17 protein-coding genes are annotated in these 22391 nt (G+C 39.3%); 2 read left to right on the plus strand and 15 right to left on the minus strand.

Annotated elements, in window-relative coordinates; all coding sequences use genetic code 11:
• Window positions 1-8 precede the first annotated feature (8 nt).
• The 11 genes from tssC (HWV02_RS12305) to tagH form a co-directional block, all read right to left on the minus strand.
• The gene (gene tssC / locus HWV02_RS12305) at window positions 9-1634 is read right to left on the minus strand and encodes a type VI secretion system contractile sheath large subunit (protein WP_211687978.1); all 1626 of its coding nucleotides are present in this window, start codon (window positions 1632-1634) and stop codon (window positions 9-11) included.
• Between the two features lie 77 nt (window positions 1635-1711).
• A complete protein-coding gene (gene tssC, locus HWV02_RS12310) occupies window positions 1712-3199 on the minus strand; it encodes a type VI secretion system contractile sheath large subunit (protein ID WP_211676106.1) in 1488 nt (495 codons plus the stop codon).
• Window positions 3199-3705, minus strand: a complete 507-nt coding sequence (tssB, locus tag HWV02_RS12315) for a type VI secretion system contractile sheath small subunit (RefSeq protein ID WP_211676107.1) — start codon at window positions 3703-3705, stop codon at window positions 3199-3201. The genes tssC (HWV02_RS12310) and tssB overlap by 1 nt, the downstream gene beginning before the upstream one ends.
• Before the next feature lie 72 nt (window positions 3706-3777).
• Window positions 3778-4968, minus strand: a complete 1191-nt coding sequence (gene tssA, locus HWV02_RS12320; RefSeq protein WP_211676108.1) for a type VI secretion system protein TssA — start codon at window positions 4966-4968, stop codon at window positions 3778-3780.
• Window positions 4969-5004: 36 nt separating this feature from the next.
• Complete coding sequence (locus tag HWV02_RS12325; RefSeq protein WP_211676109.1) at window positions 5005-5790, minus strand: Stp1/IreP family PP2C-type Ser/Thr phosphatase; 786 nt, start codon at window positions 5788-5790, stop codon at window positions 5005-5007.
• Between the two features lie 15 nt (window positions 5791-5805).
• Window positions 5806-6561 (minus strand): type VI secretion system-associated protein TagF, encoded by a 756-nt coding sequence (gene tagF, locus HWV02_RS12330; protein ID WP_211676110.1) that lies wholly within the window; start codon window positions 6559-6561, stop codon window positions 5806-5808.
• Window positions 6543-10091 (minus strand): type VI secretion system membrane subunit TssM, encoded by a 3549-nt coding sequence (gene tssM / locus HWV02_RS12335; RefSeq protein ID WP_211687980.1) that lies wholly within the window; start codon window positions 10089-10091, stop codon window positions 6543-6545. The genes tagF and tssM overlap by 19 nt, the downstream gene beginning before the upstream one ends.
• Before the next feature lie 6 nt (window positions 10092-10097).
• Window positions 10098-11450: a type VI secretion system protein TssL, long form gene (tssL, locus tag HWV02_RS12340; RefSeq protein WP_211676112.1), complete on the minus strand. Its 1353-nt coding sequence runs from the start codon at window positions 11448-11450 to the stop codon at window positions 10098-10100.
• 68 nt (window positions 11451-11518) lie between these two features.
• Window positions 11519-12814: a type VI secretion system baseplate subunit TssK gene (gene tssK / locus HWV02_RS12345; RefSeq protein WP_211676113.1), complete on the minus strand. Its 1296-nt coding sequence runs from the start codon at window positions 12812-12814 to the stop codon at window positions 11519-11521.
• 89 nt (window positions 12815-12903) lie between these two features.
• Entirely contained in the window at window positions 12904-13395 is a 492-nt protein-coding gene (tssJ, locus tag HWV02_RS12350; protein WP_255550309.1) for a type VI secretion system lipoprotein TssJ, read from the minus strand.
• 56 nt (window positions 13396-13451) lie between these two features.
• Window positions 13452-14705, minus strand: coding sequence for a type VI secretion system-associated FHA domain protein TagH (tagH, locus tag HWV02_RS12355; protein WP_211687985.1), 1254 nt, complete (start codon window positions 14703-14705; stop codon window positions 13452-13454).
• 619 nt (window positions 14706-15324) lie between these two features.
• On the opposite strand from tagH, the gene HWV02_RS12360 reads away from it, so the two are divergent.
• On the plus strand, window positions 15325-17259 hold the full coding sequence (locus HWV02_RS12360; RefSeq protein WP_211676115.1) for a serine/threonine-protein kinase: 1935 nt from the start codon (window positions 15325-15327) through the stop codon (window positions 17257-17259).
• 148 nt (window positions 17260-17407) lie between these two features.
• Here HWV02_RS12360 and HWV02_RS12365 read toward each other — a convergent pair whose 3' ends face one another.
• Window positions 17408-17923: a hypothetical protein gene (locus HWV02_RS12365; protein WP_211676116.1), complete on the minus strand. Its 516-nt coding sequence runs from the start codon at window positions 17921-17923 to the stop codon at window positions 17408-17410.
• A gap of 477 nt (window positions 17924-18400) precedes the next feature.
• Between HWV02_RS12365 and HWV02_RS12370 the strand changes: the two genes are divergently transcribed.
• Window positions 18401-19111 carry an SDR family oxidoreductase gene (locus HWV02_RS12370; protein ID WP_211687987.1) on the plus strand — a complete coding sequence of 237 codons (711 nt, stop codon included), beginning with the start codon at window positions 18401-18403 and terminating at the stop codon, window positions 19109-19111.
• 497 nt (window positions 19112-19608) lie between these two features.
• On the opposite strand, the gene HWV02_RS12375 is transcribed toward HWV02_RS12370, so the two are convergent.
• The 3 genes from HWV02_RS12375 to HWV02_RS12385 are packed head-to-tail and all read right to left on the minus strand — an operon-like array spanning window position 19609 to window position 22388.
• Window positions 19609-20046, minus strand: coding sequence for a copper chaperone PCu(A)C (locus tag HWV02_RS12375; RefSeq protein WP_211676118.1), 438 nt, complete (start codon window positions 20044-20046; stop codon window positions 19609-19611).
• Window positions 20047-20082: 36 nt separating this feature from the next.
• Window positions 20083-21228 carry a hypothetical protein gene (locus HWV02_RS12380; RefSeq protein ID WP_211687989.1) on the minus strand — a complete coding sequence of 382 codons (1146 nt, stop codon included), beginning with the start codon at window positions 21226-21228 and terminating at the stop codon, window positions 20083-20085.
• Entirely contained in the window at window positions 21225-22388 is a 1164-nt protein-coding gene (locus HWV02_RS12385) for a methanobactin export MATE transporter MbnM (RefSeq protein ID WP_255550310.1), read from the minus strand. The genes HWV02_RS12380 and HWV02_RS12385 overlap by 4 nt, the downstream gene beginning before the upstream one ends.
• Window positions 22389-22391 lie beyond the last annotated feature (3 nt).

The raw sequence follows: 22391 nt of genomic DNA on the forward strand, positions 1-22391 counted from the left end.
CGTAACAGCTAAACCGTGACGTCACTTGCTGCCAGTTCCGTAATTAAACGGATAGATGACACCATTTGATCTAATTGAAAATGTGGTTTTAAGTGAATGACAGAATAAAAACTCCCTGTTTTCCCTTTCACTTCATGTACTTCTACCCGTGCTTCGCACAGAGGACGTTTTGCCCTGACTTCATCTGAAGCACTTCCCGCTGCAGCTGTGTATCCCTGCAACCATTTTTGAATATCGCTTTGTATCTCTTGTGCAGTCAAATAACTGCCCACCTTTTCACGGCCAATCACCTTAATTGCATGTGCAAACCGTGATACGCAGAGAATGTATTGCAACATAGTCGCGAGTCGAGCGTTAACTTGTGCCACTTTAGTATCGGCAGTCACTTGTATACCGTTATGGATATAATTTACCGCTTTCTGTACTGATGAGTTACTGAAAAAAGCAAGCTTATCTGTGTGTTGTAAAATTGACAACGGAATAAAACCAGCTTCTGAAAATTGCTTTTCTAATCTATCACTCACAAACATATTCAATGGAATTTCGTTGCGGCGTTTATACACATCATTATTCATATTCAGTGATGACTCTGCGCCAAGATAATGATGAGGAAATTGATCAACCACGCCACGATTTATCTCACCTTGATTTACCCCTCTGATCTGAGCAAACCATTTTGAACTTGCAAAAGATCGCATTAATATGACGGCAAACGCGTAACCTATATTGCCCCATAGGTTATCTTTTTCAGCATCCTTAATCCGTTCACGGAAACGAAATTGATGATGAAAACGACCGTCATCCAAATAAGGACGCCGCATTAACATATACGGCGCTGTTAACCCAAGATATCGAGCGTCTTCTGTTTCACGTAACCGTCGCCATTGTATATATTCAACTTGTTCAAAATGAGCGTTGAGATCAATACCTAAGCCTAATTCTGAGAAGGTATTAACGCCGAACAGTTGTGGACTTGCAGAAGCAACAAAGGGGGCAAATGCCGCGGCTGAAACTTGCGTCATATTACGTAGGATATCAATATCTGATAACGCATTTCCCGGTTGAATTCGATTAGTAATTTGATAGTCACCAAGCAGTAATCCGAACGGTTGACCTCCTGCTTGTCCAAATTCGTTACTGTAAATAAGGCGATAAAGGTTACTCTGATCAAATTCGATGGCACGGCTAAAGTCTCGTGATATTTCCTGCCATGAAATACTGAGCATACTGACTTTAATTATCTCTTCCCGATCAATCGCTTGCTCTTGCTGAACAAGATAATGGACGCCTCGCCAGCTCGCCTCAAGTCGTTGAAATTTATGATGATGAATAATATTGTTCATCATCATGTTCAACGCTTTATCTAAATCTGTTAATAATTGAGTTAGCGTTGCGTTAAGTTCGAGTCTGATATTTCCATTTGATTTTAATCCATTGTCTACGAGCCAAACCAATAATTCTTCAATAATGATATCGTCTTCAACATCCATTTGTTGCAAAAATTCTTGCTGTAATAAATCAGCTGGATTCAGTATAAAAGCACTATTCGTTTGACCCTTAGTATTCTTCTTTCTAGTAGTCGACGTTTGTATATTGATTGTTTCGGGTTGTTTGATAACTGTTTGCTGCATCATGTTACTCCTTTAACAATATGCATATATTGAAAGTAAGCAGGTTAAACACACCTGCTTACTATTTGTTATTATAACGATTAATTACCTTCTGGGATTTTGGCTACAAGACGTAGTGACGAACTTAACTCTTCCATTTGTAGCCAAGGTCGCATCCATGCAATAGCGTTATAGCTACCAGGTTTACCCGGAATTTCTGTGACTTTAACTTTCGCATCCGCCAGTGGGTATTTCGCTCGAATTTCTTGACCACCACCTTCAGAGGCATTAACAAAACCTAAGATCCAACGATTCAACCAATTCTCAAGATCCTTCGCTTCTGCAAAACTACCGACTTTATCCCGGCCCATCACCTTAAGGTAATGCGCAAAGCGAGAGGTTGCCATAATATAAGGTAAACGAGTGGAAATTGACGCATTTGCTTGCGCATTAGGATCAGAAAACTGAGCGGCTTTTTGACAAGACTGTGCACCAAAAAAGACCGCGTAATCTTTGTCTTTATAATGGCAGATTGGCAAGAAGCCAAGTTTACTCAATTCAGCTTCACGACGGTCGGTGATACCAATTTCAGTTGGGCATTTTAGCGTTGGATCACCATCGCTACTCATGTAAGTATGCGTAGGCAAACCAGTTACTTTACCACCGCCTTCTGCACCACGGATCGCAGTACAAAATCCATATTTTGAAAATGCTTCGGTAAGGCGAGATGCTAACGCATAGGCTGCATTTGACCAGCAATAGTTATCATTGTCAGCAGACTGAGACATATGACCATCTTCTGACAGCGCAAATTCTTCGTAACGGAATTCCTCAACTGGCGACGTTGCTTCACCATAGGGTAGACGCGCTAAAACACGTGGCATAGTAAGCGTAACAAAACGCGAATCTGCACTGTCACGGAATGAATTCCATTTGGTGTATTCCAATGACTCAAATACTTTACTTAAATCTCGAGGTTTATCCATTTCATTCCATGAATCAAAACCAAATAATTCAGGCGCAGATGCGGATAAGAATGGGCAGAAACCAGACGCAGAGACATTAGACATAAGTGAAAGGCATTCAATATCTTCTGGGTGATTACTAAATTCATAGTCACCGACAATAGCACCAAATGGTTCACCACCAGCGATACCAAATTCCCCTTCATACACCTTTTTGAAGATCTGACTTTGATCAAACTCAACCGCTTTACTCAAATCTTTATGCAGCTCTTTTTTAGTTATCGTGATTAAACGCAGTTTTAACGTACCGCCTGTATCTGTACTTGTAACCAAATTATGAACGCCGCGCCATGATCCTTCCAACTTTTGAAATTTATCATTGTGCATAATCTTCGCTAATTGCTTTGAAATTTTCTCATCCAGTGCTGCTATCGATTCATTGAATGTAACCGTTAAGTTTTTATTCCAACTCACCGTCCCCTTCAACGCTTCTTCCGTTAAGGTTTTGATCAACTCTTCCGAACGCGATACTTCGGTTTGCTTTGTTGCTCCGATGACTTGGTCAAGTATTGATACTTGCTCTTCTGCTGACTCGAGTTCTTGTGCTGCTGCAAAATCTGACATTATGCTTTCTCCCCAAGGTCTAACTCATTTGCTAATTTGTCTAAATCAGCACTGTTGCTTAATACTTTTTCTAAAATATCTTCTAACTCTTCAGAACGATCTACTTTTGTCATTAAATCTCGTAACTTATTACGTGTTTCCATTAATTTACGTAATGGTTCAATTTGGTTAACAATTGCAGCGGGTTCAAAATCGGCTAGCGAATTAAACTCAAGACTAACACTCATTTCTTGGCCATCTTCATCGATCAAGGTGTTGTCTACTTTAAATTCTAATTTCGGATTCATTCGCTTTAATACATCATCAAAGTTATCTCTATCGATCTGAACAAAACGACGATCTTTTAATGGTTTTAACGAGCTTTTGTTTTCTCCCGCAAAGTCACCCATAATGCCAACCACAAAAGGTAATTCCTTTTTAGCAATTGCACCTCCGGTTTCAACATCATAGGTAATATGTACCCGTGGGGTACGAACTCGTGATAATTTTGACTGTACGCTTTCCATAGCTGTTCCTTAAATTATGAGGTAATGATTATCATTACTTATGTATTGGTATTTACTGCTGAGTTTAATCTTTTATGTTTCTTCACTCTGGGCTATGCCAGTAAGTTTGAAATAATCTGTTCTCGCACTGGGGTCACTGACTAATTCTGCGAGTAGCTCAGGCAAACTAAGTTCACTCCAACGTATCGCTTGTGCTATCGCGTATGAAATTGGAGAGTGAGGCTCTGTTGTACGAAAATATTGTTCAATTTTATGCAATGCTTTAATCGCTTCTTGCCTATTATTCAACGACTGTTCCATTTGCACAAAGTCATAACCATTCGTCGGATTAACACGCGCAGTGGGCTCGGACTCGGTATTTAAGTCTGATACATCAGCCGTATCATCACTATCTAAATCATTAATTGACTCAGATTTATCAATCTCGATTTGAGACTGCGCATTAATCACGTTAAAACGTTCTGTCATAATAAAGGTAAAAATATTCTGACAATTTTGTAATTTTTCAGATATTTTTGACGTCGGTTGCGCATTACCTGACATCACTTCATCCATTTTTTCTGACAATTCACTAAAGGCCGAAATGGCGTCTTCAATATCGTGCTTTAGTTTAATTAATTCTTCATCGCCGATTTCGGTTAACGCTTCCTTAATCTGTTTCAATGAAATAGCACCGCTTTCAATTTTACCTTTTTGTTTATCTGCGCTTAAGCTGTTTAGTTGGCTTGCTTGTTCAATCTGCCATGTTGCATACCGTTCACCAGATAAAGTTTCAACTAAAGGGATGGATAAGATTGGCATTAACAATACCCCTTCCCCTTCAAAACCATTAAGTCCAAGCAACGGTGCAATACGAGTTTCTAATCCATCTTCGTCGGGACTTGGATACAATCCATCCCAGAAGTGACAAATCAGTTGGTGTGCCAACTTGAAACCAATCGCTAATCCGGCAAAACCATCGGTACGGCATAGCGCTTCAATTAACCAAGCACAATACTCAAGATCTTTCGTCTCACTAACGAGTATTTGTGGTATTTCATCTTTGATCGGATGCCACTCTCGTACAAAGTCAGCCGTCGTTTCATCACCATCTATGCCAATTAATGCATTTCGTTCATTTGCACGAGTGCGTGTACGAATTTCTTTCAAGCGATAGTATTGAGACAAAGGTGACGTGTCAGTGCGAGGATCAATACCACACAACAATTCGCCATTAATGGGCTTTACTACATCTTCGATAATTTCTTGGTTTAATACTGACATCTACTACATCCATGTAAGGTCGATAAGCACTACAATTTAGCTAAATAACGGTACGGTAAGATCATCATTTTCAGCGCTGTTAAGCTGATTCTGTCGCGCTACCGACACTAAGATTAAGGTGACATTATCCTTTGCTCCTTTACCCAGTGCTGCGTGCATGAGCGATGAACCGGCGTTTATTACGCTATGCTGCTGTAACTGCTGCGCAATACTTGCGTCGGATAACTCACCAGTTAAGCCGTCACTGCAGAGTAATAGCATTTCACCTTCGATAATCGGATGTGTCACATGATCAATTTCGATATCTTCAACCACGCCTATCGCACGAGTGATGACATTACCCATCGGGTGTTTTTCAGCATCCTCAGCACTCAACACTCCCTGGTCGATTAATTCGTTCACATGGGAATGATCTCGTGTAATTTGCTTTAAATCTTGATGGTAAAAGCAATAACCTCGGCTATCACCAGCCCACAACCAATGTGCGGTATTACGATCAATCCAGAGTAAAACAACGGTTGAACCTGCGGTTTTCCCTGCAAGTTGGCTATGACTATAAGCAATGATTTTTTCGTTTGCTGTCAGTATCGCTTGCTTTAATACGTCAACGGTAATGCCACGATAGGCGTTCTCATTAATATAAGTATTGATTGTTTCGACAAGGATTTGGCTCGCCACATCTCCTGCCTCATGTCCACCCATGCCATCAGCAACCACCCAAATATTTTGCTCTGGGTATTCCAATAAACTGTCTTCATTTATTTTTCTCACAGCGCCAACATGAGTTTGACCAAAAGATTGTAAAACTATTTCTGTTAACATCTCGATTTACCCTTCTTAATACCGAGTCCAATTACCATCTAGCATGCCAGCATAAGTGGCTGCACTTGGCATCCCAGAAAAAACTAATGTACAAGGATCAATCTTGTCTGAACCCGCTGTCCACCATATGCTATAACGATTAAACTGCTGATTTAATGTCTGTTGTAATAAACCAAGTTGATCACTCCCAATATCTCCCGTTTGCTCTCCTACCGCCGTTAGCAGCCAATTTTGCTGGTGGCTATTCGGAGATAGCAAAGTTTGCTTGTAGGATGTAATAGGTGTGACATCAAGGCTTAGCGGTGCTAGCTTTTTATACCAATTCAGCAAGACACAGTTGTCATCTAATATCGTTAACAATTGCTGTTCGTTTTGCTGAAAAAATGCCTGTTTCTGCCAGAACTGTAGTGGGTCTAGATCCGCTTGATAGAACAAGGTAAACGGATAATATCGCCCGACGTTATCCACACTTGGGATCAAGGTGCCAGCGAAACTTCGATCTGCACACACGCCGCCACTCACTGCAAAATGCCAAATAGGTGACGTTAAATAATTATCTAGCCACTTGCCTTGCAATTTTTCTCGGCTGACTGCAAGTGCTGCTTGCACCCATTCGTTCCAAGATTGCTCTAAGCTTGAATCAAGACCTAGGCTAACAAAATCCCCTAAACTCGGAATTTTCCCGCAATATCCCGTGATGATATCAACCGTTTTAGTATTCATATTGGCACTATTCATTAATTGTTCGTCTATTACAGCTTGGCCGGACATGAAAACGCCTCCAATTCACGTGTTTTAAATGGGGTCGAAGCGCTACCAGCGATCAGCTGAATCTTCGCTACATGACCCTGAATTTCAATTTCTAACATGTTATCTCTTAGGGTTTTTGGTCGCTTAGCCACGATGTCATCTAAGAACCGGAACCAAGCCCAATCACCTTCATATGACTTTTCGACCGTGCGCATGTAGTTTGCAGGTGTAAATATCACTCGGGTTTGTGCGAAGTTTGCCGAACTTGGCCAATGATATTCAGTCACTCTTATTGGGTCATGACGATAAACAAAATTTTGGTCATCAATTTGCAGCTTAATTTGCTGCATATCGCGATCTAAGTAGTTTGCTTTCAATGCAAATTCTATCTCTGGCGTACTACCTGATTCAAAAAATTCATTTTTGATCTTGTACCACTTTCGGAACACGGCTAAAGACTTATTACTTAAACCAATATTATTCTTAAAGGTCCAACGTCTAGCACCCATTCGTACATGAGGTTTAATGTAAGTCTCAAAATACTTAGACATGGTGCCTTCGGGGCTAAAGAAGCGAGAGAAATCTCTGATCCTAACTTCATCCTGCGCATTACGCTTAAACGGATAACGCCCACGTATACGTTTTTTATATTCGTTATATACCGTACCTTGCCATACATCATTCAGATGATAACGTGAGCTTTGCAATGATATTTGTGTTGTACTTTCGACAACACCTTTAACCATTGCAGCAAAAGGCGATGGTAGATCTTCAACAAGCTTATCCAACTCAGCAAGAGGTTCTCCGGCTTGTCTTAGGTTTACATGCTGTCGAACTATTTTGTCTCCACTCGTTTGACCTCGACTCAGTTTCGCTAAAAGTGCATGCACCTTCTTCATCTGTGTTTGAACTTGTAATACATCGGTATCTTCCAGTCCCAATATCCCTGGAAATACGTTTTCAACCGATTCACCAGGTAATGCGATATTAATGCTGACATCTTGTGGCATGTACTGCTGGAAGCGGTTGGTCGTACTTGGCATTTTGTGCGCGGCTATCGCTCCTGCTACCTCACCCGCTTTGCCCGCTGCTTCTGATGCTGGTAGCTTAGTTAGCTCAATATTATCTTGAATCGCTGTTAATAGTTTTTGTATTGCTTGATCCGGTCCCGTCAACACCTTAGTGGTGTAAGCACCTTGTGATGCGGTGTCAAATGGTTTAAGTGCAACATCATCAATTAAATCACGCCAATAATAACTGTACTCTTTGAAGTAACGTTCCTTGACCTGATTAATAATTTGCTCTTCAACATCATCCCCCATACCTTTAACTTCATCACCATAAACCCAACTATCTTTTGTTAATACTTGAATGATTTTTTTGTGTTCCGCGAGGAATACTTTATAAAAACCTTCGTAAGTAAAAAGCGCAGGTATCGGTTTACTCATCGACTCACCACTGTGGCGATAAAACAGCCCTATGCTTTCATTTGGTAAGACATTGGTGAGCTTAAATTCACCGAGCTGATGTTGCTTTGACTTTTGTTGAATTCGAGCAAACGCGCGTTCAGCTAAAGGCACTGAGAGTAGAATTTCTCTCGCTTCACTTACAGCCAGCTCGTTATATGCAGGTTCTATCGCGCTACTACTTAATAACACTTCTAAATGTTCATTAAGCGCTAAACGCATTACTTTGTTAACATCACCAGGGATATTATTTTCTAAGTGGAATGAAAACCATGATTTAATTTGCTCTGCGTTATAGTATTCACGCTCAAACAACATTAAGTAAGTCTTTAAGGTTTCATATAAATAATCAATATGTGTTTTATTGTTTGCCATATCGCTGACTAACGATTTCGATACATATGCCAATAAATATTGCTGCAATGCCCGTTGATACACTTCGTTCGTTGCCTGCCCTAATCGGTCACCTTGATACAAGCCTAAATGATTCGGCCAACCGTCAGGCAAATTACCTTCATAGCCCGTTGGAAGATTACGTAGAATCGTTAATCCGTTTGCTAACGTAATGAGATCACTTGACTCAGTTAAACCACCATTTGCATTCTGTTTAAATGCCTCGACACCGTCGCTAACCTGTGCAGATAAGGCTTGATTCCAATTTGCACTTGCCCACCAGCTTGCTCCCAATACAGCCGAAGATACACAAATCGATGTAATTGCAGTACGACGTAACCAACGATTATGACGCGCGTGCTCAGTATTAACAGTTGCAATATTTTGCTCTGCAAAAATGACATCGTTAAGTACAGACTTAAGGAAAAAACCTTTCGGTTCGTTATGATTAATAGACAGAGGGGCACTTGGTTTCAAACCAAAACCACTCGCCATTTGGCTACTCACGCGATCGATCGGGTTACCCGCTTGATGACCACTCGCGATGAAAGCACCACGTAATAGTGGTAATTTTTCAAATGCATTGGGTGCAAATATCTCTTTTAAAAAATCATCTGCGGCCCCTTGCAACATGCGTAACTGTTTTGGAAATTCATAAATTAGCGCACGGACTTTTGGGTCTCGCTCACCATTTAAGCGCTGTAACATGCCTTCATTAACTTTAACGATAAGTTGATAAAATTCTTTATTAAAGAGTGACACGACACCTTGTGTATCTTCACTGCTTTCCATCGGTAGCGTAAAGCCCCACGCTTGTTCACGCTCTTCCTCACTCAACTCTGCAAAATATTCATTAAAACCAGCAACGAGATCGGCTTTGGTGAAAATGACATATATCGGAAAAGTCATGCTCAATTGATTTTGTAATTCTTGAATTCGTTGCTTAATTGCACGCGCATGGAGATTACGTTCTGTTTGCGTACAGGTTAATAAATCTGACAAACTCATCGAAATGAGGACACCATTGATAGGTTGTTCTGCACGATAACGTCTTAACAGCCCTAAAAAGCCAAACCATGCTCTTGAATCAGTCGCACTCCGACTGTCTTGAGTCGTATAACGTCCTGCGGTGTCAATTAATACAGCTTTATCAGTAAACCACCAATCACAATGCCGAGTACCAGCAATACCGGCCAGTGCGTTTACACCCATTTCTTTCTGCAAAGGAAACTGCAGTCCAGATTGCTGTAATGCTGTCGTTTTACCCGAACCCGGAGGGCCGATAAGCACATACCAAGGTAGCTGATAAATACTTTTACCTTTGCTCAATTTAGCGGTGCGCAAAATATTAATCGCTTGCTTAAGTTTGTCTTCAATCGCTGAAATATCTTGCTCTGCTGCAATATCATCTATTTCATTGTCTTGCCCTTTGATCATCTCGCGAGCTAACTTATTATTTTGGCGTTTTACTAAAACCTTTTTGACGAGTAAGCTTGCGACCCAACATAAAAATAATAACGCTAAAAAAACCAACCGATTCATCACACTTGCTAATGGTGTGACGCCATCAATAGCAATGAGAGGACCAGCCAACCAAACACAGACGACAATGGCAATGATGCCTATAACAATAAAAAGGGTTTTTAACGTTAATAACGCGAATAGTTTCGATATACCTTGTTTAAATGACATCTTTTATTACCTCAAAATATCGATTTCGACACGACGATTTAACGCGTGCTGCTCATGACTGATCGTAGAATCTGCAACTAATGGTTCTGATGACCCCCGACCTTCAGGTAATAACCTGCCACTTAAACGAGTGTCTTTGGCTAGTACATCTGCAATGCTTGTCGCACGAGCAAGTGATAAATGCCAGTTTGAAGGGTATCGGCTCGAAATAATTTGTTGTTTATCCGTATGCCCAGTAATTAAGATTTGCCCTTGCGTTGATTCAAGTGCACGCGCAATTTTACGGATGATAGGTTGGTATGCAGGACTAATTTTATCACTACCACTGGCAAATAAATCAGCGCTAATTAAGCGGATGCTTATACGGTCAGACAGTTCTTGAACAACGACAATGTTCCGACCAATTTCTGTTTGTAATAATTGTTCTAATTTTAATGCTAATGAACTGGCTCTGACCGCTGAGGTGGCTTCCGGCTTACGGTCAACAAGATTCAATACTTGTTGGTAAACTAAATCGGCGTTTTCGTTAACATTCAAACGTAATCCTATAAAGCTCGCAGCAAGCAATGCAGCTGCAATTGATGCTGTAACCCAGATAGGTAATTCGAACTTGGCTTTGACACTACCTACTTGAGCTACTTGTAAGTTTTCAGATAAACGCTTTTCTCTGCGTCCATAATGATTTTTTAAAGCAAGCCCTAAGTTATCGCGTAACGATTCAATTAATTGTTCTGCGTTTTTAGTAACACGGTATTTACCTTGATAGCCCAGTGACAAACATAAATATTGTAATTCAACAACAAATACCATTTCGACCATATTCGCGACTGACTCGTCCAATAATTGATAGAAATGCTCGCCACCAAATGTTTCATGATAAAAATGACTTTGCAGTGAGTTTTGCGCCCATGCACTGTTACGCCCCCAAGGCATTGTCATTACAGTTTCATCAATAAATGCACAAACACAAAATTTAGCGGCATCAATGAGTTTATTATCCGTTGTTTCTGTTTTTCCACTTAACTTGTTTTCATATTTTAATGCGTGTAATTGACGTTCATATTTATCCACTATATCGATGCACTGGCCATGCAATACATCTACTTTTTCGTATTCATTATTAACCCTAAGCTGGTTAATCAAGGATAGGATTATCCCTGCGTGTTCGATCAGAGGATTCGCCCCAATGGTTAAAATTGTCTGATTAAATGCTTTATGCTGTGGCTGTACAAATAAGGTATTATTGTCATCTGCTGCAAGACCTGGTTTGGGTACAGCGTTGGCGACAGTACTAGACGGTGTTGGTTCGGGTTGACTCCGACCTCCAGGTCTAGGTTTAAATATTGTTTTTTCACTCATACTAATCTATCCCTGCTTACTGCTAAACGGTCCATGTTAACGTTCAATGTAAAATTTCCTGCTGATACTTATTGCTTTATTGACCACAATTCCATTGCGAGCCCTGGAAACTGTCCAGATAAATGGATAGCAACACCACCACTACTTTTTAATTTATGCCAATATTCACTACTACTATCTAATTGGAAATAAACACTCCCTGCATGATAAGGAATTTGCCTTGGGGCAACAGGTAAGGATGTAACGCTAATTCCTGGAAGTTGTACATTAACCAGATCCCGAATCAGTTCGACCGGGCCAATTTTTATTTGACCCGGTAAGTTTTTTGTTACCTCTTGTACCGACATATTTGCTTTTACAGCCAAGACTAAAATACTATTTTCCAGCACACTTTTGTCTGCAAGTTGTGCGACATAAATTCCAAATTGCTTCTCAATAAGCGCTAATCCTACCGCCGTATGATCGACCACAACACTCAAGGTTTGAGTCAATAACGACATACAACTACCGAAGGTTGCAGCTAAGTTATCATGCTTATATAAAGGCATTTTCGCTGCTCTTTTTGTTTCACCGTAAAAGGTCGATAACTCTCCCGAAATCGAAATAAACAGTTCAAATAATCGCTCAGGATGTAATGTACGCTGCTGTAAATTGTGCATCAATAAGGGCTCGATTCGATTTAAAAGTTGCAGCATCATATAGTCTGCAACTGTAGATGCTTGACCCTGGCCTTTTGTTAAACGAGCGGCAATGGCTTCTGCGCGCTGCACGACCATACCGGTAACTTCATTGATATAGTCAACGAGATGGGCAACAGATTTAATACTCATACAAGGTGGGATAAACTTTTTATCAAGCTTGATATCACCTGTATCACTGACATTAATCACACGCGCAATCGGAATCGTTACATAACCCGTGAGATCTTGAGTTGCGAGTTTAAATTCAGCACTTAGTTTAGCCATCGCAATTGATTCAACGGGTAAACTCTCGAGTGATGTATCAATTACATCTTTATAAACATTTAAATAGCGTACTATAACGTCATCATTTTCACTGTTTGTAATATTAAGACCGATACTTTTCTCTATAGGTAATGCCAACACGATATTACAATCAATCGTCCCTGGCGGTATAAGCAACGGCGGTGGTAATCTTGCCTGTGATGGCATCTTAATGTGTGTACCATCATTAAAAACACCTTCAAAATCCGTTAACGAAAAACGCCCTAGCGTTAATAAATCATCGTCAGTACAAAGTTCAACAACCCCCCACTGGTGAGATCCTAAAGCTTGCAATAAGCGCCTTTGTACATAACCATGATGTCGGTCTTGCTGCTGAAAATGCTGGGGGCGAAGAAACATTCCCTCACTCCATGCAACTTTACTGAAGTCACTCATTACTGTAATCCCCCATGCTGATATCTATCATCACCGCGTAATAAAATTGCTTATTAATCACGAATAAACACACTTAGTTTTTCTAAATACACATTGAAATCATCGTACGCTTTAGGATCAACGGCTATTACATCTCTCCAACGTGAGTTTTCAATATCTTGATAAGCAACTAGTACTGCTATAAATCGTGTGTTTTTGTTTAATTCACGTTCATATTTTAGCTGTTGGCCTGGGTTGAATACTAACTCTTCCTTTTCAAGCAACTCTGGTCCAAGTATCTCTTCGTAGTCTGAATACAAGCTAAAGAAATCGGCTGTTTCAATCGGCCCACGACTTGCTAGCTGAAATATTTTAACAACGACTGGTGATGGGCGCGTTTCAATGTCGGGGTTTAAATTCCTAGATGCAACAAAATTTAATGTTGTAGATGGCGTTATTACAAAGTTCATCATCGAACACCCTGCCAGACTACTTACCGCTAGTATTGCCATGCACATAAAAACGATGCGATTAAAGCGATTACTTTTTAAGTTTAATAATTTCATGTCTCTGCCTGTTTTAATATTATGGTTTTTAAGTAAATTCGGTTTATTACAAAATATCATTTACCCTGTTTCTGCCTTTCTTCATAAGCTCGAACAAACGCGTCAGAAAGGATACTTTCACGGTTAACAGTGATTTCGTTGCGGATATCTTCATGCATTTCAATAAAATTACGCCACATTTTCAGCTCTTTACTACTACGTTTAAACTTATCAAAAAATCCTTTTTCGTCTTTATCCGGGACCATATTATCTGGTGAGAGTTGTTCTAAAACACCGACAACCGCGCCCTCTAGACCAGCCCGCATGCTCTGTTCATGCTGACGTAAATCACCAAATGCTTCTGTAATGGCCTTGTTTGTCGACATAAAACTCCCATTGGTGCGCAAATATAAATTACGAAATAAGTCATCAACAGAAGCTGAAAATTTGAATGGGTTATTTTCTTTAATCTGAAACATGGTGTGATTAACGCGGAACTGATTTTTAAATAAAGCTCGGTCTCGTAATGAAGCCATAAGCTCATCATTTATAGTTCGGATTGATGTTCCAAGGTCAAACCACCATTCCTCATCATCAATAACAGGTGACGATTCAATGCCTAGACCTTTAAGAAACGCAGCCATTTTATCTGTGTTTTTAACTTTAGACTGCGGAGAATCGCTAACGATTTTTTTGCTTACTAACGCGACTTCCTCATCTTTTTTTGTCGATGCTGCTTCCTGTATATCGACAACTGGTTTTGGTGCAATTTTAGGTGCGCAGGCACTTTTCCCATCATTCGCCCAATTCCAATCGTCAGGAATAATGTTGCTATCTAGTACTAAACTATCCTGTAATTCACTGCCGATTAAATGAGGGTCGCTTACACTCGTCAGATTAACCGGCTTATCATGATTGACACGATCTTCTTCTATATATGCAGAAGAATCATAAGAAGAAAAAGGAGATGATGTTGAGTTTGAAGCCAGTAAATGATCATCTGATAATTCGACCTCAATGTTCACTTCAATGACGTATTCGCCAAGAATAATTTGCTCCCCAGATGCCAATGTATGGCGATTGCCTTTACCAAGGGGCTTAGTAGACTGATTAACGAACACACCATTTGTCGATACATCTGTAATATAATATTTACCCATCACTAACGTTAATTCGGCATGTCGACTGGATAAAATTTTATCGCAGTCAGGTAGTACCCAATCATTTGAATCAGAACGACCAATTACCGCAGATGCACCTTCTAATTTAAAGGTTGCTTGTAAATTTGGTGATAATTGTTGATAACTTATTACAGATAAAAGCAGTCCCATTTGTCATTCCTTGACTTATCTTGTTAACGCTAAATAAATATCCAGCTGGCCCTATACATTTATCAATGTTATTAACTTCTAAGTTCATGAAGTTTTGTATTTAATACGAATTGATATAATCATAAAACCAAATAAGTACAACCAAGTCAAACAAGCTAATCCGCTACATTTACAATTTAAACAGATATCTAATACTACATTTAATACTATTTCCGGTAAATAAATGTGTATGCTGATTGTCGTTAATGAAATACAAGGATTTATTATTCGCTAAGAAAAGTAAATTTTTCATTTATTGCTGAGCATAATTTCAACCGTATTTAGACACGTCAGTTGACAGAACGACAGGATCGCACAAAAGCACTTTAAAAACAATAACTTACCATGGTGCGATTCATTTTTTAAGATCATGGTAAATAAATAGGAAAATGATAAAACGCTTTATTCACTATTGACAAAAAGCATAATAAAAATCGTAATTACAACTTACTTTCATTTGCTAATATTAAAGTTAACTAAAGTATTAATTTTAATAAAAAGCATAAATCAATACAAAAGGACTAGATGGAACTAGTACTTTTAATACATTAAGTTTTCAAAAAAACACAAGGAGTCTAGTGTGGGAAAAGATAAAATGCTATTAGGTAATAAAAACTCAAAACATGACATTGATACAGCGACACTTACAGGACAGGTACTAAAAAATAGATATGAATTAGAAGCGCACATTGGCTCTGGCGGCATGAGTGATATATATAAAGCAAAAGATTTGTTATTAGATAAAGCAGGTGTCGAAGAACCTTACGTGGCGATAAAAGTCTTGCAACCACAATACACACGAAATAAAGAGGCACAACAACTGCTGTTTCGGGAAGCACATAAAACGATGTCTCTTTCTCATCCCAATATTATCCGTGTTTATGATGTAGATAAGGAAGATAATCTTTGCTTTATCATTATGGAATGGTTAAATGGCGAAACACTTGATCAAGTGATTTCACGATCTAAACCTAAGGGATTAACATATAAAGGTGCTGAGAAAGTTATTTCACAGGTCGCTGATGCACTCAAATTCGCCCATAAAAATGGCATTGTACATACAGATTTAAAACCCTCTAATATCATGCTCACACGTAATGGTGATATTAAGATTTTCGACTTTGGTGTTGCCAGATTAATCCAGAATAAGGCAGATGAATTTGCCAACGATAATATTGAACAGCATAACTCACTGAGTGGTTATACACCTGCTTATGCAAGTGCGGAGTTGTTGCAAGGTCAGCAACCATCAGAAAGCGATGACATCTTTTCATTAGGCTGTATTTTTTACGAATTACTATCAAGTAAACATCCTTATTTACGTAAACCGGCAGATCAAGCAATTACGGATAAGATCACTGTAAAAAAATTAACTAAACTCAGTAATAATAAATGGAAAGTTATTTATTCAGCATTGCAACTATCGAATGCAGATCGACCACAAAGCATTCAAGCGTGGCAATCTAAACTAACCCGCAAACCACTTCCTGTTTTTTCAACCATATTACCTTTACTTACTATCTTAGGTTCTGTCGGTTATTTTTATTATATGGAAAATGTAATCACTACACAGCAATTGACTGAACGGGTTCATACATCGAATGTTGATAACTTAGCTAACTCAAGCGTTGAAGTATTCATGAATTCATTATCTGAGCTAGATGGTGAAACAGCGACGATTAAAGCCGGTATCTTGCGACTGAAACGTGGGGAAGTGATCAACTTCCATATTGCAAAAATAAACCGAATTATGCAGGATCCAAAATCACGCTATCCTGATTTCGACCAGATGGCAGCATTGATTGAAGAAACGACAACCTTATATCCAGACTCGATTAAACTTACCGATATGGAACTGTATGTTGAAGACCAAAGAGAGTCAGCAAGAGCGATACTGCTCGCGAATATTGAACAACGCCTACTAGATGCAAACTACCTACCTGACAGCGATGGAACCGATATATTCACACTACGTCAAGATATGAAACAAGTTGATACAGATTACAAGATCATCCCTTCAAAGCAAGCGGTAAACCTATATCGTAAACAACTCCGTACTGCGGTCAGTGAGTACAATTATAACGTCATTAATACACTACTGGCACCCGGCGAATTACTATTTAAAAATTCAGCTTCGGAACTACAAACATTATTAGATCAGCCAGAACTAATCACTGCGATTAAAACGCTCACTGATTATCAAGCTTCAGATAAATCACGATCATTTCCTTTCGATGCTGCAGAGCTATTTTATCGAGATCGATTTGATGCATGGATTGCTGCTGTAAAAATGGCGACAAGTCAACGGACATTAGACCGAATTTATAATCAACAAAACACGTATAACAAATCACTACCCGTCAATTTTAAACCGTTAATCAAGTTACGCCGAGATTTAGCCAATCGTTATTTGAAACTAATTGTGACAGGTAAAATTAAATCAGAGTCAAAAGTAATTAAAAAAGCGGAGAGTCTGTTAACAAAAGCAGATAAAGGGCAAGAAGATTTGATTTAAATATTGAAATAAAACGCGGGGTTGAGACATTAGGGCAGTAACTCGCCCTCCTGTCTGACAGTCTACAACAAAGAGCAGACTGTCATCATCAATCAATACGAGTGAGCTAAAGTTTAGATTTCAAAAGGCACAGTTTATTATGGTTAGCTCACTTAGACAGCTGTATGGATTGAATGCTTGCTCGAAGTTTATCTTCATACTTTGGAAATTCTCCTTTCGCTGAATTGAAGTTGAAAATAAGCATTTCTTTACCATAGCTAGTAATAAGCATGATGTTGTGTATGTCTGTATCAATCGCGTTTGAGAACATCTCAAGATACACCCATTTTTTTCCAGAAAGCTCTATAATTTCTTTCTTTTTCCATTCAACACCGGGGATCATACGATCAAAAATTTTCTTAAAGGAATCCATTATAACTGGCAACGGAGCTGCCGAAATATCATTTGGCTTAAGGTCATATGTAATAGTAGTCGAAGCCGAAGCATTGCCAAGAACCCATTTAGGGGCCCTCTTGTGTGGCCACTTTGTATCTATAATCTCTTGAGGTAATGGCCGAAATTCATAAGGTGACACGAATGAAATATCAGTGTTAGAAACGCTAATTTTCTTTGCCAAAGAAGCAAAAGAGAGCGTGATAACCATAAGACTTAATAGAAACTTCATTTAATATACCTAATGAGTTAATTAGTGATTTCCCAGGTATTCCGTATGATGCCTAAAAATCACGAGCATAAAATAACTAAACACTTCATTATTGTTAAATAACAATGAATTACATTGCTTTTAGTATTGATTATTAAATTATTCTGTTAATTGAAAATAAATCACCATAAATATAAATACATTTATAGCTCACTGCTCTATTTCTACGCCCTACCCTACTTCGAGCCTATATACTGATATACCATCATAATTACAATAGGATACAAATTTAACATACAAGACAATCGCTAAACATTAGCGACATAAGTTTGATGTGGGTCACAAAGTATTTTATGAAAGTTTATAACTGATCAATTGGTAGTTTAAAAATCCCAACCAAAACGCAACAGAGCCATGAAAACACTAACAATATTGGCACTTTTCGAAAGTACTGAAAGGTGCTATGGTGCCAAAAACGAATCAACAAGGAAACTCATCATGACTAAATTTGCGCTAATTACTGGAGCGAGTCGTGGTATAGGAAAGGCTATTTCTCATTACTTTGCCCAGCAAGGATATTCGCTTATTTTAGTTTCATTAAATAAGGCAAATTTAGAGTTAGCTAAGTTAGAGATAGAATCACAATATCCGTCGACTAATATCGAAACAATGACAGTCGATTTTAATAAGCCAGCAGACGTTGAATCTACAATAAAATCGATTATTACTAACCACGATTCTATCGATGTTATGGTTAATAGCGCCGGAGTCCTCATGGCAGGGCACGTAGATCTAACACTGAATCAACTTTCTGAATTAATAAATGTAAACCTACTTTCGACCATTACAGCATGTAATTTGGTTATCGAAAAAATGAAACGACAAGGTTACGGTGAAATTTATAATATCGGATCAACCGCTGGCTTAGAGCCTGTTCCTAAAATAGCCGCTTATTCAGCAACAAAAGCCGCTATCGTTAGTTATAGTCAATCTCTTTATCAGGAACTTCTTCCTTTTGGCATTAAGGTTTGCTGCCTATGCCCAAGTGTTGTCGATACTGACATGACCAATGATGGGCGTATTATGAACAACCTCAAAATAGAGACTCAAGATTTAACCAAAGCTATCGATTTTATACGCAGTTTATCTCCTAGCGCCACTATGTCGACATTATCTATACGTTGTAAAACCATTGATTTAGAGAAGTAGTGACTTAGAATCAGGTGGGAGTCATGCCAACGCCTATTTTTAGGCGTTAACCTTCAAGATTTAGACTAGCATCACGTCCAAATTTTAATTACAGTAAACTAACTCACAACTTAAAACCAAAGTATTCAATACTTTTGCCAATGATACATCTAAGGCTAGCTTTAGTGCATCCCCCCACCACTAAAGTGAAAATATGATTGAACTAATGACATTCGAACTTACGGCATCATTATCCATCACCTTCCCTGTTTTGTTAAGAGAGGTTCATTTTGGCGTCTAGAAATTCGACTGCAGGCTTATGGGTGGCATTATTCGGATTATGTCTGATAATTCTGCGTATGATTCTTATGAACTCACACAATCGCATTGCACAGTGAAGCACTAGCGCTTATTTGATCATGATCTACTTATTAGAGTCAGGGGGTTAAATACCCCTGACAGAACTTAATTTTTATTAATTATAATAATTTCTAATGGTTATGCACGTGGCCTTGCATTTAAATCGCGACCTGAACGGTGATTTTCCCTGCATATTTAAAATTCAAATCTAATGGAAATCTCTCTCCTTTTTTCGGTATATATTTCGGGTTGAAGATCATTAAATGCAACCCACCTGGTTCAAATTTTTTTGTTTTCATCGAGCCAATTTTTACCTTGTTAACCTTTTTCATTATCATCACGCCATCTTGCATAGCATGCATATGGATCTCAGACTTGTCAGCAATAGGCGTGGATACCGAAACCAAGTAATCATCTTTCGTTGAGTTATTCTTAAGCTGGAAATACCCCGTAATCACCTCGCTGTTTGGGGCCGCTAATCTACTCCAAGGATGGTCAATTCGCATATGCGCCTGAGTATAATCATGGGCTACCGCAAATGTAGAAAAAGCAAAACTTATCGTAATAAGGAATGCAATAATTATTTTTTTCATCATATTAAACCTATTTTATTTATTCTTATAAATCTCGATTTACCAATATAGATTACCTTGGTAAATCAACCAGAAAGCTTGTTCTTTTTGTTCTTGGGTTTGGTCAAAGTTACCTTGGAGTCGCAAAATTTGATTATCGCCAACAAACCAGTTCATAATAAGGCTGAGTCGCTCAGGATTATGGCCTTTACTGTCTAAGGTGTTCGCAAACTCTGTACTATTTTGAGTCACTTTATTATCAGTGAGTAAGGTGTCGTAACGAAATGCCACTTGGACATCCTGCCATTGCCAATATAACTGTGAACTTATACCCTGGTTTGTAGCATCGAGTTTAGTCTGAAATTGCTGGCTATCAGTTAGGTCTGCATCAATTTGTTGTGCCATCCATTCAATATCCCAGCCTAACGCTATCCACTGCCACTGCAATCCTAGGCTGACTAAGTTTGTATCACCCGTAAAAGTAATATTGTTCGCATTTCCGTGCGTATGCCCAGTTTTCTCATCGTCACCGCGTTGATATGCATTAAAGTGCGTCAACGAGCTTTTAAGCAACACACTATTTTGCTCTCCAAACCACTGCAACTCATATGCTAGCCCATAAGCATGTGGCGTGGCGCTGTTCTCATCAACTGATGCCGGGTAGCCGTTTCCACGGCCAATCCAAGTGGTAAACTGCTGGGTATCATTGGACCAACGTAATTGAATACTATCATCACTATATTGACTGGCTAAAAACGCCTGTTGTGACAAATTAGCATCGATAAACAGCCAATCATGGTCATGAGTAGCGTTATACAGACCGATATCAGTCAGTTGTCGGCCAACCCGAAGTTGCCACTTTTCCCCAATATCAGGTTGTAACCAGAGCTCTTCAACAGTTGTTGATTCAGCATTATGACTACCAAGTATAAGGTGTCCGGCCAGTACTGATTCGATGCTAACTGTGAAAGCGACTTCACCATGTATCAGCTGCAACCCTTGCTCATTGTGTACAGCATCATCACCTGTGATAACCCCAGGAATAGACCAAGTCTCAGCCTGTCGACTGTCTTGATAATAGCCAAGTTGGGCAAACAGGCTACCACCAAAATCACTCCGTTCAAGGAGACCTGATTCATCCCCATGTGCCAATAAGGACGCACTAAACAGGGTATAGAACAAACCTAAAATATATTTCTTTTTCATTGTGCCAGCTCCGCCTTAAATGGATTGGAATAACGGGGATTACTAATAAAAACGGGATCACTGAGAGCATTCAAAAAAGCCAACAAGTCATCGCGCTCTTGCTTGCTCATCGAGAAGCCCGTTACAAACTCACTTTTATTAGGATTCTGTCGCCCATCACCAGCATATTCTCCACTGATGATGTGGCGGCCACCAGCTGCATAAAATCCTAATACTTCTTCTAGTGTGCCTATACTACCGTCATGCATATAAGGTGCGGTATAAGCAATATTTCGTAATGTCGGCGGTCTAAATTTACCTTTATCCTCGACTTTTTGAGTTACTGCAAACAAACCATTATCAATTGCAGGATAACTGCCCTCCTCATCCAGGTTATAAAGCCCAGTATTGAAGAAAGGTCGACTTACAAATACCGTTTCATCGTGGAGTGTCGAGTCACTAAAATTAAAACCATTATGACAATGGAAACATTCCATCTTTTCGCTATTAAATAAATTTTGACCGCGCTGCGCAGAGGAGCTTAGCCTGCCTTTATCAAAATCAGAGTCCTTGGAAATAAGGGCTCGGTTAAACACCGCTAGCGCTTTAATTATATTTGGAAAGGAAATTGACTGTTGTTCGTCTGGAAACGCCATATCAAACATATTCTGGTATTTTGTCTCGTGATTAAAACGCGCCTTAATATCATCACGGTTTGCATCGTGGATCCCCATTTCAACGGGGAATTCTCCAAACATAGGAATAATCAATTGGTCTTCAATCCCTTTAAGTAAGGGATTTGCCCAAGTATAACTGGCGTTATAACCTATATTGGTCAGTGTTTGAGAGTTCCTGTGCAGCACCTCTCCGGTTGAACCTTTGGGCGTTTTTAAGCCATCACTAAATGCGAGTTCTTGGTGATGACAAGACTCACATGAGAATGTTTGGTTACCCGATAAGCGTTTATCATAAAACAAGTGCCGACCTAGCTGAAACTTAGCTTCGGTCGCCAAGTTATCTGCAGGTTCTTTAGGCAAAGGTAATGAACCAGTTTGAAAATCAAACTGATTGGTATTATGCGTACTCGGTGGCACAACTTCGTAGCTGGATTCACTGTCACAACCCGCCATGATTACCATGGCGAGTAATGTCAGCAAACAAAGCATATAGTTTGCTGACATGAT

Origin of the sequence: Moritella sp. 28 (genome assembly GCF_018219435.1) — a bacterium.
Classification (GTDB): Bacteria; Pseudomonadota; Gammaproteobacteria; order Enterobacterales; family Moritellaceae; genus Moritella.

Coding starts and splice junctions, on each gene's coding strand:
- tagF (WP_211676110.1), bottom strand. CDS start 6,561: ATGTCCGGCCAAGCTGTAATAGACGAACAATTAATGAATAGTGCCAAT.
- HWV02_RS12370 (WP_211687987.1), top strand. CDS start 18,401: ATGACTAAATTTGCGCTAATTACTGGAGCGAGTCGTGGTATAGGAAAG.
- HWV02_RS12385 (WP_255550310.1), bottom strand. CDS start 22,388: ATGTCAGCAAACTATATGCTTTGTTTGCTGACATTACTCGCCATGGTA.
- tssC (WP_211676106.1), bottom strand. CDS start 3,199: ATGTCAGATTTTGCAGCAGCACAAGAACTCGAGTCAGCAGAAGAGCAA.
- tssM (WP_211687980.1), bottom strand. CDS start 10,091: ATGTCATTTAAACAAGGTATATCGAAACTATTCGCGTTATTAACGTTA.
- tssK (WP_211676113.1), bottom strand. CDS start 12,814: ATGTTTCTTCGCCCCCAGCATTTTCAGCAGCAAGACCGACATCATGGT.
- tssC (WP_211687978.1), bottom strand. CDS start 1,634: ATGATGCAGCAAACAGTTATCAAACAACCCGAAACAATCAATATACAA.
- tssJ (WP_255550309.1), bottom strand. CDS start 13,395: ATGAAATTATTAAACTTAAAAAGTAATCGCTTTAATCGCATCGTTTTT.
- tssB (WP_211676107.1), bottom strand. CDS start 3,705: ATGGAAAGCGTACAGTCAAAATTATCACGAGTTCGTACCCCACGGGTA.
- tssA (WP_211676108.1), bottom strand. CDS start 4,968: ATGTCAGTATTAAACCAAGAAATTATCGAAGATGTAGTAAAGCCCATT.
- HWV02_RS12325 (WP_211676109.1), bottom strand. CDS start 5,790: ATGTTAACAGAAATAGTTTTACAATCTTTTGGTCAAACTCATGTTGGC.
- HWV02_RS12365 (WP_211676116.1), bottom strand. CDS start 17,923: ATGAAGTTTCTATTAAGTCTTATGGTTATCACGCTCTCTTTTGCTTCT.
- tagH (WP_211687985.1), bottom strand. CDS start 14,705: ATGGGACTGCTTTTATCTGTAATAAGTTATCAACAATTATCACCAAAT.
- tssL (WP_211676112.1), bottom strand. CDS start 11,450: ATGAGTGAAAAAACAATATTTAAACCTAGACCTGGAGGTCGGAGTCAA.
- HWV02_RS12380 (WP_211687989.1), bottom strand. CDS start 21,228: ATGAAAAAGAAATATATTTTAGGTTTGTTCTATACCCTGTTTAGTGCG.
- HWV02_RS12375 (WP_211676118.1), bottom strand. CDS start 20,046: ATGATGAAAAAAATAATTATTGCATTCCTTATTACGATAAGTTTTGCT.